Annotated in this window: 20 protein-coding genes; 19 read left to right on the forward strand and 1 reads right to left on the reverse strand. The window is 57.9% G+C overall.

Annotated elements, in window-relative coordinates:
* Nucleotides 1–22 precede the first annotated feature (22 nt).
* On the reverse strand, nt 23–661 hold the full coding sequence (locus HK44_RS30350) for a S24 family peptidase (protein WP_031319271.1): 639 nt from the start codon (nt 659–661) through the stop codon (nt 23–25).
* A gap of 90 nt (nt 662–751) precedes the next feature.
* Here HK44_RS30350 and HK44_RS01860 point away from each other — a divergent pair, with 90 nt between their 5' ends.
* The 19 genes from HK44_RS01860 (at nt 752) to HK44_RS01950 (ending at nt 9,420) form a co-directional block, all read left to right on the forward strand.
* Nucleotides 752–961, forward strand: coding sequence for a transcriptional regulator (locus HK44_RS01860; RefSeq protein ID WP_019689910.1), 210 nt, complete (start codon nt 752–754; stop codon nt 959–961).
* Nucleotides 962–993: 32 nt separating this feature from the next.
* Nucleotides 994–1,209: a hypothetical protein gene (locus tag HK44_RS01865; protein ID WP_019689911.1), complete on the forward strand. Its 216-nt coding sequence runs from the start codon at nt 994–996 to the stop codon at nt 1,207–1,209.
* A 265-nt stretch (nt 1,210–1,474) separates the two neighbouring features.
* A complete protein-coding gene (locus tag HK44_RS01870) occupies nt 1,475–1,834 on the forward strand; it encodes a hypothetical protein (RefSeq protein ID WP_019689913.1) in 360 nt (119 codons plus the stop codon).
* An 18-nt stretch (nt 1,835–1,852) separates the two neighbouring features.
* Nucleotides 1,853–2,068: a hypothetical protein gene (locus HK44_RS01875; RefSeq protein WP_019689914.1), complete on the forward strand. Its 216-nt coding sequence runs from the start codon at nt 1,853–1,855 to the stop codon at nt 2,066–2,068.
* A gap of 106 nt (nt 2,069–2,174) precedes the next feature.
* Nucleotides 2,175–2,603, forward strand: coding sequence for a hypothetical protein (locus HK44_RS01880; protein WP_141651653.1), 429 nt, complete (start codon nt 2,175–2,177; stop codon nt 2,601–2,603).
* 303 nt (nt 2,604–2,906) lie between these two features.
* Nucleotides 2,907–3,194: a hypothetical protein gene (locus tag HK44_RS01885; protein ID WP_019689916.1), complete on the forward strand. Its 288-nt coding sequence runs from the start codon at nt 2,907–2,909 to the stop codon at nt 3,192–3,194.
* Nucleotides 3,195–3,437: 243 nt separating this feature from the next.
* Nucleotides 3,438–4,280, forward strand: a complete 843-nt coding sequence (locus tag HK44_RS01890; RefSeq protein ID WP_019689917.1) for a replication protein — start codon at nt 3,438–3,440, stop codon at nt 4,278–4,280.
* Nucleotides 4,277–4,999, forward strand: coding sequence for a replication protein P (locus HK44_RS01895; protein ID WP_019689918.1), 723 nt, complete (start codon nt 4,277–4,279; stop codon nt 4,997–4,999). Before HK44_RS01890 ends, HK44_RS01895 begins: the two co-directional genes overlap by 4 nt.
* Nucleotides 4,996–5,229 (forward strand): hypothetical protein, encoded by a 234-nt coding sequence (locus HK44_RS01900; RefSeq protein WP_019689919.1) that lies wholly within the window; start codon nt 4,996–4,998, stop codon nt 5,227–5,229. Before HK44_RS01895 ends, HK44_RS01900 begins: the two co-directional genes overlap by 4 nt.
* Nucleotides 5,229–5,444, forward strand: a complete 216-nt coding sequence (locus HK44_RS01905; RefSeq protein WP_019689920.1) for a TraR/DksA C4-type zinc finger protein — start codon at nt 5,229–5,231, stop codon at nt 5,442–5,444. The genes HK44_RS01900 and HK44_RS01905 overlap by 1 nt, the downstream gene beginning before the upstream one ends.
* Nucleotides 5,441–5,668: a hypothetical protein gene (locus HK44_RS01910; RefSeq protein WP_019689921.1), complete on the forward strand. Its 228-nt coding sequence runs from the start codon at nt 5,441–5,443 to the stop codon at nt 5,666–5,668. The genes HK44_RS01905 and HK44_RS01910 overlap by 4 nt, the downstream gene beginning before the upstream one ends.
* The gene (locus HK44_RS01915; RefSeq protein ID WP_019689922.1) at nt 5,661–6,131 is read left to right on the forward strand and encodes a hypothetical protein; all 471 of its coding nucleotides are present in this window, start codon (nt 5,661–5,663) and stop codon (nt 6,129–6,131) included. The genes HK44_RS01910 and HK44_RS01915 overlap by 8 nt, the downstream gene beginning before the upstream one ends.
* Complete coding sequence (locus tag HK44_RS01920) at nt 6,128–6,400, forward strand: hypothetical protein (protein WP_019689923.1); 273 nt, start codon at nt 6,128–6,130, stop codon at nt 6,398–6,400. Before HK44_RS01915 ends, HK44_RS01920 begins: the two co-directional genes overlap by 4 nt.
* Nucleotides 6,397–6,618: a hypothetical protein gene (locus HK44_RS01925; RefSeq protein ID WP_019689924.1), complete on the forward strand. Its 222-nt coding sequence runs from the start codon at nt 6,397–6,399 to the stop codon at nt 6,616–6,618. Before HK44_RS01920 ends, HK44_RS01925 begins: the two co-directional genes overlap by 4 nt.
* Nucleotides 6,615–7,199, forward strand: a complete 585-nt coding sequence (locus tag HK44_RS01930; protein WP_019689925.1) for a recombination protein NinG — start codon at nt 6,615–6,617, stop codon at nt 7,197–7,199. Before HK44_RS01925 ends, HK44_RS01930 begins: the two co-directional genes overlap by 4 nt.
* Complete coding sequence (locus HK44_RS01935) at nt 7,196–7,393, forward strand: hypothetical protein (protein ID WP_019689926.1); 198 nt, start codon at nt 7,196–7,198, stop codon at nt 7,391–7,393. Before HK44_RS01930 ends, HK44_RS01935 begins: the two co-directional genes overlap by 4 nt.
* Nucleotides 7,390–7,584 carry a hypothetical protein gene (locus tag HK44_RS01940; protein WP_019689927.1) on the forward strand — a complete coding sequence of 65 codons (195 nt, stop codon included), beginning with the start codon at nt 7,390–7,392 and terminating at the stop codon, nt 7,582–7,584. The genes HK44_RS01935 and HK44_RS01940 overlap by 4 nt, the downstream gene beginning before the upstream one ends.
* A complete protein-coding gene (locus HK44_RS01945; RefSeq protein WP_019689928.1) occupies nt 7,584–8,723 on the forward strand; it encodes an oxidoreductase in 1,140 nt (379 codons plus the stop codon). The genes HK44_RS01940 and HK44_RS01945 overlap by 1 nt, the downstream gene beginning before the upstream one ends.
* Nucleotides 8,724–8,874: 151 nt before the next feature.
* Nucleotides 8,875–9,420, forward strand: coding sequence for a hypothetical protein (locus HK44_RS01950; protein ID WP_019689930.1), 546 nt, complete (start codon nt 8,875–8,877; stop codon nt 9,418–9,420).
* Nucleotides 9,421–9,472 lie beyond the last annotated feature (52 nt).

Here is a 9,472-nt window from a genome sequence, read left to right on the forward strand (position 1 = left end):
CGGATCGCCAGACTTGGAATGCTCAGTAGCGGCCGAGCACCTTGCTGGGCGCGAGGATGTTGCCGACGTAGTGGATCTTCTCGATGTCGCTGCGCTCGATCGTCCGGCGCTCACCATAGGCAGCATTGACCGACATCAGGCTGACTTCTTCATCGTTCTGGAACAGCAGCTCCTTGACCATGCTCTGGCCGTCCAGGGTGGTCACCATGACGTACTCGCCGGGAACCAAGCGGTGGTTCGGCTCGCAAATGGCTACCCAGCCATTGCGGATGGCTGGGGCCATGGAATCGCCTTTGAGCCTCAAGGCATAAGCATCCTCATCCCGCGAGTAGGTTTCAACCCAGCCATCGGCCTGATTGACGCCGATCCAATAGCCGTCCGGCCCAAGCTGAGCGGTGCCCACAATGTCGATCCTTCGCGGAGGGGAGGTTATTGGTGGTCCGGGCTCAACGTTTGACTCTGCCGCTCCAGATCCGTCAGACAGCCACACAGGGTCGACGCCACATACCTGCGCAAGCTTTACCAGATAACCGCTGGTGCGCGTAAGGCCTCGCTCTATCTCGGAAACGGAGGCCTGCTTTATTCCTGCGCGTTCGGCGAGCTGGGCCTGCGTTAGACCTGCATCTTTGCGAGCTTTTTTCAGTCTGTCTTTGAGTTCCATGACCGGAAAGATAAAGGGCAGCCTTTGAAGTTGCAAAAAGGTGTTCCTTTGCTCTAACATAAAGGCATCCCTTTAAATGGGCGGAGAATCATGAATAATTCCTTTGAAAAGCTGGTCGATCATTTCGGCTCGCAAATGGCTACAGCTGCCGCCCTTGGCGTTAAGCAGGGGACTGTGAGCGGGTGGGTTCGCGGCCTGCATGGCTGCACCGCCGAAGTTGCTATGCGCGCAGAGATCGCAACGGCAGGCGCTATCAAGGCCCGCGATCTCCGCCCGAGCATTCCAGTTTTAGCCGCCTAACCAAAATTCCAACCACGTAAGGAAGCCTCCCTATGCACTCAGACCCAGCCAACAAGCGCGACGCCATCTGCAAGGTTCGCTTTACCCAGCGCGCCAAGAGACAGCTGCAGATGGAAGCAAAAATGGCCGGCATGCAGCTCGCCACCTACCTGCATGAACTGGCAGAGCTTGGGCGCGCCCACCGTGCTGCTGAAGCAGTCCGGGAAATCCACGGGGTAAGCGCCCAAGACAATCATAAGACGGCCTGAGGGCCCTCAGGAGGGTCGTGTGCCCGAATTTGACTGCGAATTTAGTTCGCTCCCCGCGGGGGCGCAGCAGGAGATTCGAGAACTAGCCCATCAGCTCGGATGGAGCCTTGATTTGGCGACTGAAGAGTACTTGTTGGCAGCCAGCTCGATAGCTGCCGCAGGAAGGGTTGTTCAGAACTCCCGCAAAGCCCCGGTACTGGAGCTTGTAGGACACAAAAGGGCCCTCGATAGGGGCTAGTTAAGCAGCACAACCAGGGGCTTCCAGATGGCCTACGACAACAAAGCGCACTGCAACACCCACCAGTTGAAGTCGCGCCTGAATGACGACGCCTACGCCGATCTCAGAGCGGAAGCGCTGGAGCGGGAGACTCAGCCGGGCGCACTGGTTCGCGACCTGACTTTGGCAGCGTTGCAGTTCAAGCGTGAGCACGGGTACTTCCCGCTGCTGGACGACCAGGGGGTTGAGGGGCGTGAACTGGACGACTTTCCGGCCCTGCGTGAGCTGGCCCGCGAACTGAACATTCAGCCTCGCGAACTGATCCTTGATCTCGCCCGCAAAGCGCTGGCGATCAAGCTGGAGCACGAGCAGCTGTCGTTGCTCGATGACAAGAAACACAGCGCTTAATTCCGAAGGGAGGCACCTATGTCTGCAGTAACAGCAGTAGGGCAGTGCAAGCAGGACGAGAAGGATGCGTTGGAGTGCTTGGCTGATGAGATGGGTATCAGCGCGGTAGATTTTTTCGACCAGCTCCTGGCTGGAGCAGAGGAGGCTGCGCAACGTCGCGCCGCTCGCCGTGCTGCCAAGACAATCACTGAGGCATTGGGCGGAAACGTCCTTCCGTTCGGCCCTGTGAAGTGAGCTTCGGAGCCCTAATTAGGGGCCGTGGCTGGCACCTAATTAGGGGTAAGCGCAGGACAAGCCAGCAACTCAAACGAAAGACCTGAACTTGATAACGGAGAAGGGCATGAACCTGACATCCAAAGAGCGTGAAATCGCTATTCAGGCCATCGCGGCCAGGGCAGGCGGCTCTCCAGCCGAGGCGGCAAGGCAAATCCTGGAAGGGATTGTTGCATTGGATATGCCTGGCAGGCCGGTCGTGTTCTGGCCCGAACGCTCAAGCATTCGAGACCCTTCGATGACTCTGGCAGAAATGGCGGCCTGGCATGAAAGCCAGGCGACCGAGCTTCGTAAGTTGATTGCAGAGGGTGAAGCTTACTGGGTCCAGAGAGGTATCAAATGTGAACTCCCCTCCCTTCAAGAAAATCGATGTCCTTCTGCACAGGGTCGTACATCGGAGATCCCTGTAGGTGAAGAAGCTCGTCGTGAAGCACAAGAAGAAGCAGCTCGTTCGAAAGAGCTGAAACCTGATCAGGGTGCCAGTGATGCTTCTTGATCAGGTAGGCGCTCACCGGCTTGTTGCCGTCCATTGGCTCCCAAAAGGTTGCCTGCGCCTCCCGTTGCATTTCGCAAAAACAGAAGAGCAGGTATCCGGGAATAGCCTTGATGACAGCCGACTTGATAACCCCGAGATTCTGCTCGGAATCCGAAAGCCCGGTGTGCTCCCTCCATACCTTCGGGTAGTTCACAGGTTCGCTCATATGTCCGGCCTCCTAGGCCTTTTTGTGTGTAAGCAAAAAGCTATCACGGATGCGCCGGACACCTATACCGCGACACGCCAATCAGCAGGAGAAAGGTAATGGCCGAACACCAGCAAGTGACGTTTTCGATCACCATAAAACCATTTGCCGACCAAGTTGAGTCGACCGCTTTAAAGCTCGCCCCGGAGGCGCGCCTTCAGTTTCTCAACGATGTCCTTGCCCTGCTTTCGGATGCGCGCGTTGAGCTCATCGACAGTGCAGAGAGCCGCACATTCACCGCAGACAACCATTACGTCATCCCCACCAGCTTCGCCGGGCTTGATGAGCTTTGTGCTGCCGCATTGCTCGCAGGTGGGGCTGAAGCTCCCCACGGGAATAATTTCTGACATCGGAACCTCCTGATTCACTGGGTTGGGTGAGAGCTTCCCAGCGTAGCAGGTGGTTCCGACCTTAACCGCGATGACAAATCGCAGACATGAAAAAGCCGGGGTAAGAGCCCGGCTGATTCGACAACATTTAGTGAGGCCGATAATGAACCATCACACCGAATCAGGCAATACCCACGAATCCGCGACACGCTTTCAGATTCATAAAAACGTGTCGCGCACTAATTTGCCGGAGGTCACCCAATGACAACCGACAACATCATCGCAATCAATCCTCGGGGGTTCACCCGAATGGAAAACAGCCTGATGGATGCCTTAATGGTCATTGATCTGCCAGGCCGTGAGCTGAAGGTTGCCCTGTTCATCGCCAAGGCCACTATCAACTTCCAGGCTGGCCCTGTTCGCATCAAGGCTGCTGAGGTATCCAAATCCACTAACCTGCACCCTGACGTCGTCTCCAAGGCCATCAGCCACCTACTGAAGCGCCGCGTGATCTTCCGTGAGGGTGGTTCGCGCGGCGATATCGGTCTGTGCGACCCGAAGGAATGGGCCTATGTTGAATGTCCGAGTCGGACCAAACGGTCTGACTCGGGCCATATGGGCCGAGTCGTAAGCATCACGAGACAGACCAAAACAGACGACTCCCTTCTTTATTCTAAGAAAGAAACCTTATTACCTCTTTCTACGAAAGAGAGTAATGCCCCCCTTGAGAAATCCAAGCGCGCTCCCCGAAAAACCAAGCCAGCTGCCGACTCGGCTTTCGGAAAGGCTCAGATGCTCGCTGACAACCCGCACCAGATCCCTGATCAACTGCTTGTCGATTGGTTGGCCCTGCGCAAGACCAAGCGCGCCGCCGTCAGCCTGACCGTGTGGGATGCCCTGAACGCCGAACTGACCAAGTGCGCCGAGCTGGGGATCCTCGCTAAGGACGCGATGACCGAGGCCCTGTCCGCTGGCTGGCAGGGGTTCAAGGCCGACTGGATCGCTAATCGACTCGCTCAAGCTGGCCGTGCCCCGTCTGCCGCTTCTGCCGGCCCAGACTTCTACAGCACCGCATGGCGCAATGACTTGAGCGACGAGCTATGAGAATCGTCAAGTCGGTCACGCCCGCCGCTGCAAAGGCGATACGCACCGGACAAGGATCTGCCCCGGCACCTGTCCAGCTGGGCAATGTCGACAGCCAGACCGCTGAAGTGGTCGAGAAGATTTTCCGCCAGCTCAAGGCTATTTTCCCGGCATGGAAAACCGCTTGGCCAGACGAAAAGGCGCTCGGTTCGGCGCAGCGCAGTTGGACCAAGGGCTTCATCGACGCCGGTATCTGCGACATCAACCAAGTCGAGTTCGGGATCAAGCAATGCCGCAAGAGCGGCTCGCCGTTCGCGCCAAGCATCGGCCAGTTCATCCAGTGGTGCACGCCTGGACCAGCGGCTTACGGCATGCCAGCAGCCGCTGACGCATGGATGGAGGCTCTCATGGGTACTGCCAGCCACGAAGCAGTGCGAATCGCCGCCAACGCTACCGGAATTTTCGACCTGCGATCAGCCAAGCAGGATGACAAGGCGATGCGTGCACGCTTCGAACGCAACTACGAAATCGTTCTACGCCGCGCCCAGTCCGGCCAGCCGCTCGACGGCAAGATTCTCACCGGCATCGGTCACGACAGTCAGAAATCCCAGCTTGAACTGGCTGATGAACTGGCTGACCAGCAGACCCAAGAGCGGATCGCGAAGCAAGGCATCCCGTCCGACGGCGCATCTGCTCGTGCTCAGCTGATGGCGAAATTTGGCAAGAGGAGTGCGCAATGAAGATCAGCAACCCGTTTAAGAAGGCCGTCAGGGAGTTCCTGAAGACACTGGGCTTTATTGCTCTGTGCGTGACGGTGACGGCGTGCATTGGGGTTGTAGTCATAGCCTCCCTGAACTACGTGAACTCTCTCGGCTTCAGCGTGGTTGAGTCAGTACTGATTGCCGTTGGTGCGTATTCACTGCTGCTCGCTCTATGGGCCGCATTTCTGGCTTACCGGAGGGCCAAGTAATGGCTGACATCGCAGATCTGGCAGACAACGAAATCGAAGAAGCCCTCAATCGGACTTTGGCCCAGCGCACGGTTTACACCGGCATCAGCGCCACTGAATGCGAGTGTGGCGAGGAGATCCCTGAAGGACGTCGCCTGGCCATTCCGGGGGTGAAGCTGTGCACGCCTTGTGCTGAGCGTGAAGCGCTGGTGAAACAGGGAGTGCGCAGAGCATGAGCAACTGGAAGCTGTTCCGCCTATCCCTCGCCAATCACCCCGGCCTGACTATTGGCTGGATGTGGCCGGCACTACTCGCTGTCGCAATGCTGGTCCGTAACGATATGCCACCGCTGATTTTCTGGCTGACCGTGTACCCGGCAGTCGCGGCGCTTCCATGGATTCCGATCCTGTGCACAGCCTGGAGCGGGCGCAAGGAATACGACGAGGTGGATCATGACTGACAAGATATCAGTCAACAGCTCAGCCCGACTCTCCGAGGCCATCACCAAGCTGACCGCCATGTTCCGCGAGAAGAAGTTCGTGGTGGTGTCGCTGCGTCCGGGCAAGGACCGCACCCTCGATCAAAACGCCCTGTGGTTCGCCCTGTATCAGCGTATCTCCGAAATGACACAGATCGGTGTTGTCGAGGATGCGCGGCGTTACTGCAAGCTCCATTTTGGCGTGCAGATCCTGCTGAACGAGGACGAAGACTTTCGCACTGGTTGGTACCGAACCATGCGGCACCTGTCTTACGAGGAAAAGCTGGACTTGATGGGCGCGAACGCGCTGTTCGGCCCCGATGGTTTCCCGGTGACGCGCCTGTTCAACCGCGCGCAGGGCATCGCCTTCACCGATCGCATCGTGGATGAGTTCACAGCCAAGGGCGTCTTCTTCAGCGACATCCTCGGGGAGGTGGCGGCATGAACCACAACTTCAACGCGGGCGATCTTGCCCTGACCATCGTTCACGACGTCGAGCTGCCGGCCTACAGCGTGGTGCAGATCGAGTCGCGGATTCAGAAAGGCGATCTGCTCGAGACGCGTGACTGGAAGGAAGTCCCTTCGCCTGGCGCTGGCTGGCTGGTATCTCGCGAAGGTCTTGCCTTCCAATTGGCCTACGGCGACGGGGAGCTGATGCCGCTGCGCAAAGACTTCGCCCCAGAGCAGCAGAGGGTGCTGGAGGTGGTCGCATGAAAACCGGCGAAGAAATCAGGCTCTGTCCTGAAGCGAATCGTCAGTTTTGGACTGATCGTGCGCGTTTCAATCTGGCTTGCTACCGGTACAACGGGGCGGGTCCTGCTGATCGTCGCCTTGAGCGCGCCGCTTTCCGTAAGTGCATGGCGCATCGCCGAGCACAGACCTATCTCGATGTGCAGCATGGACAATTGGATCTGTTCGAGGCTGCAGCATGAGTCTTCCAGCCAAGCAGCCACGCCCCAAGAAATGTCGCGTCGAATCATGCAGGGCCTTATTTGTCCCTTCGCGTCTGGGTCAGGCAGTTTGCAGCCCGGCCTGCGCGATTCTTGATGCTCCGAAGAATCACGAGAGGGCAGGCAAGGCTCTTGCCGATGTGGGGCGCAAGGAGCTGCGTGCGGCGAAGGAAAAGGTCAAGACGCGCGCCGACCACATGAAGGATGCGCAACGATCCTTCAACACCTGGATTCGCCTCAGAGACGCCGGGCAGCCATGTATCTCATGCGGCACAACCGCGAATGTCCAGTATTGCGCCGGCCACTATCGGACAGTTGGATCATGCCCAGAGCTCCGCTTCGAACCCCACAACGTGCATCTCCAATGCAACAAGAACTGCAACATGGAGAAGTCCGGGAACATCGTTGCCTATCGCCCGCGCCTACTGGAAAAGATCGGGCCTGAAATGCTGGCTTGGATTGAAGGGCCTCATGAGCCCCAGCGATACACCATCGAAGACCTGAAAGCCATCACCGCTGAATACCGAGCAAAGACCCGTGAACTGAAGAGGGCGATCGCATGATCTGGAAAGCCATCAGCAAAAACTGCATGTCCTCCGAAGAGGGCTATCTGGTCAGCCGGTACGCCCTGCAGCACGGGTATGGCTACACCGTGCGCTGCCCGAAAGGGAAACTCATCCACGCTGGCGACGACGCGGCAAAGGCCAAAGCAGCATGTGTTGACCATTTTGAATTGACCCAGGGGAAAGCAGCATGAGCGAGTCAGTCCGTCAAAGATTCGAGAGTTGGTTCGCGCTGCAGCACTTGCGAGTCACAGGCAACCATCTGTCGATCGAGGAAATGCAGCACTTGCGCGGGGAAAGTGACGACTACAGCAAACACGCCTATATGCACGGCTGCTGGATTGGCTTCTGTGCCGCCAACACCATCGCCGGGGAGCATGTCTGATGCCAGTCCGCACCGTCACCGACGAGCAGATCATCGAAGCGCTGAAGACGATGGATAACCCTACGGCGGCGGCTCATCTGGGCATGCATCCGCGTTCGCTGCTGAAGCGCAAGGCTCAACTGGCCCGTAAAGGGTTCAGCCCCGAACACGACATGACGCACGCGGTACCGGACGGTTTCCACCTGAAGGGCACCTCAAGTTTGTATAAGGAGGGCGTCAAGGCGCCGGTTTTACAGTGGGTGAAAAGTTCGATAGACCATGAGCGGCAGCGCGAGTTGATGGAAGCGGCTATCGCAGCAATGGGCGAAGACCTGCCGCGCATGGCATTCGCTCCGGCGCCGGCCGCGTGCAATACCGATCTGCTGAACTGCTACGTGGTGACCGATTACCATCTCGGCCTTCTCTCCTGGCACGAGGAAACGGGCGCGGACTACGACCTGAACATTGCAGAACAGCAGCTGGTTGCCTGGTTCGCCACTGCAATCACCATGGCGCCTGATGCCGAGATCGGGGTGTTCGCACAACTCGGGGATTATTTGCATTGGGACGGCCTCGATGCCGTGACTCCGGCCAGCAAGCATCTGCTCGACGCTGACACCCGGTTCCAGAAGCTAGTGCGTGTGGCAATCCGCGTGACTCGTCGCGTCGTCGACATGCTGCTAACCAAGCACCAGAAGGTGCACGTCCTGATGGCTGAGGGCAACCACGACACCGCTAGCTCAATCTGGCTGCGCGAATGGTTCTCCGCGATCTACGAGAACGAGCCGCGTATTACCGTCGACCGCAGCCCCGATCCTTACTACTGCGTCGAGCACGGCCAGACCAGCCTGTTCTTTCATCACGGGCACAAAAAGAAACCAGCGTCGGTGTCAGACGTGTTCGTGGCCAAGTTCCGCGACGTCTTCGGCCGCACCCAGCACAGCTACGCACACCTCGGCCACCTGCATCACGTCGACATCAAGGAAAACAACCTGATGATCGTGGAGCAGCATCGTACCCTGGCCGCGCCTGACGCGTATGCCAGCCGTGGTGGCTGGATCAGTGGGCGTGACGCCAAGGTCATCACCTACCACAAGCAGTACGGCGAGGTAGGGCGCCTGACGATCAATTCCGACATGTTGAAAGTGGGGGCGGCATGAAAACTCAATCGTCTATTTCATGGCTTGCGATGGTGACTGCATGGGTTTGCGGCATTGCACTAGCGAAGGGTTTCTGGATGACAGTCTTGTGTTCCGTCATCCCACCGGTGGCATGGGTTCTTTTCGCTGAGCATGTGTTGGGGGTGGCAGCATGACCTACAGAAACGTCGTTTCCGCAGTGGTGCGCGCTCTGGCCGCCGAGACCATCAACTCTGCAGGTGGGTGTGATTTTGAACCGAAGGTCCAGTGTGCCAAGCAGAAGGGGGAGATCGTCGGGAAGGAAGCTGCTTTCCTCACTGACTGCTGGGTGTTCGGCCGCTTGCATAAAGGGCTTGAAGCCTCACAGTGGCGCGCTCTGGTTGCGAAGTTCTCCACGCACACCGATCGTAAGCATGCGGCCATTGCTGAACTGACGCGCGCTATCCGCTCGCCTGCGCCAGAACGGTTTCGCCATTGCGCAGTGGTCACCTGGGCGCTCCCGAAGCTGCCAGGCGTGGAAGGAAAGCGCTCGACGAATGTGCTACCGGCCGCATGGTACGAGCTCGATAACTGGAGTGATGAGCCGCATCCAATCAAGACACAAGAGCGGTGGCGCAGAGAGATTCGCAAGAGCCTGGAGTCGGCGGTAGACAACGCCTTGCAGGCTGCCCAAGAAATTCTTGATCAAGAAGACCTAATTGGCACAGAAGCTGCTTGACAATGGCTGAGCCAATGAGCCATTATCTCGTCATCCTGTTGAATTTACGTGT

Source organism: Pseudomonas fluorescens HK44 (assembly GCF_000217955.3).
Taxonomy (GTDB): Bacteria; Pseudomonadota; Gammaproteobacteria; order Pseudomonadales; family Pseudomonadaceae; genus Aquipseudomonas; species Aquipseudomonas fluorescens_AQ.

Coding starts and splice junctions, on each gene's coding strand:
- HK44_RS30350 (WP_031319271.1), bottom strand. CDS start 661: ATGGAACTCAAAGACAGACTGAAAAAAGCTCGCAAAGATGCAGGTCTA.
- HK44_RS01860 (WP_019689910.1), top strand. CDS start 752: ATGAATAATTCCTTTGAAAAGCTGGTCGATCATTTCGGCTCGCAAATG.
- HK44_RS01865 (WP_019689911.1), top strand. CDS start 994: ATGCACTCAGACCCAGCCAACAAGCGCGACGCCATCTGCAAGGTTCGC.
- HK44_RS01870 (WP_019689913.1), top strand. CDS start 1,475: ATGGCCTACGACAACAAAGCGCACTGCAACACCCACCAGTTGAAGTCG.
- HK44_RS01875 (WP_019689914.1), top strand. CDS start 1,853: ATGTCTGCAGTAACAGCAGTAGGGCAGTGCAAGCAGGACGAGAAGGAT.
- HK44_RS01880 (WP_141651653.1), top strand. CDS start 2,175: ATGAACCTGACATCCAAAGAGCGTGAAATCGCTATTCAGGCCATCGCG.
- HK44_RS01885 (WP_019689916.1), top strand. CDS start 2,907: ATGGCCGAACACCAGCAAGTGACGTTTTCGATCACCATAAAACCATTT.
- HK44_RS01890 (WP_019689917.1), top strand. CDS start 3,438: ATGACAACCGACAACATCATCGCAATCAATCCTCGGGGGTTCACCCGA.
- HK44_RS01895 (WP_019689918.1), top strand. CDS start 4,277: ATGAGAATCGTCAAGTCGGTCACGCCCGCCGCTGCAAAGGCGATACGC.
- HK44_RS01900 (WP_019689919.1), top strand. CDS start 4,996: ATGAAGATCAGCAACCCGTTTAAGAAGGCCGTCAGGGAGTTCCTGAAG.
- HK44_RS01905 (WP_019689920.1), top strand. CDS start 5,229: ATGGCTGACATCGCAGATCTGGCAGACAACGAAATCGAAGAAGCCCTC.
- HK44_RS01910 (WP_019689921.1), top strand. CDS start 5,441: ATGAGCAACTGGAAGCTGTTCCGCCTATCCCTCGCCAATCACCCCGGC.
- HK44_RS01915 (WP_019689922.1), top strand. CDS start 5,661: ATGACTGACAAGATATCAGTCAACAGCTCAGCCCGACTCTCCGAGGCC.
- HK44_RS01920 (WP_019689923.1), top strand. CDS start 6,128: ATGAACCACAACTTCAACGCGGGCGATCTTGCCCTGACCATCGTTCAC.
- HK44_RS01925 (WP_019689924.1), top strand. CDS start 6,397: ATGAAAACCGGCGAAGAAATCAGGCTCTGTCCTGAAGCGAATCGTCAG.
- HK44_RS01930 (WP_019689925.1), top strand. CDS start 6,615: ATGAGTCTTCCAGCCAAGCAGCCACGCCCCAAGAAATGTCGCGTCGAA.
- HK44_RS01935 (WP_019689926.1), top strand. CDS start 7,196: ATGATCTGGAAAGCCATCAGCAAAAACTGCATGTCCTCCGAAGAGGGC.
- HK44_RS01940 (WP_019689927.1), top strand. CDS start 7,390: ATGAGCGAGTCAGTCCGTCAAAGATTCGAGAGTTGGTTCGCGCTGCAG.
- HK44_RS01945 (WP_019689928.1), top strand. CDS start 7,584: ATGCCAGTCCGCACCGTCACCGACGAGCAGATCATCGAAGCGCTGAAG.
- HK44_RS01950 (WP_019689930.1), top strand. CDS start 8,875: ATGACCTACAGAAACGTCGTTTCCGCAGTGGTGCGCGCTCTGGCCGCC.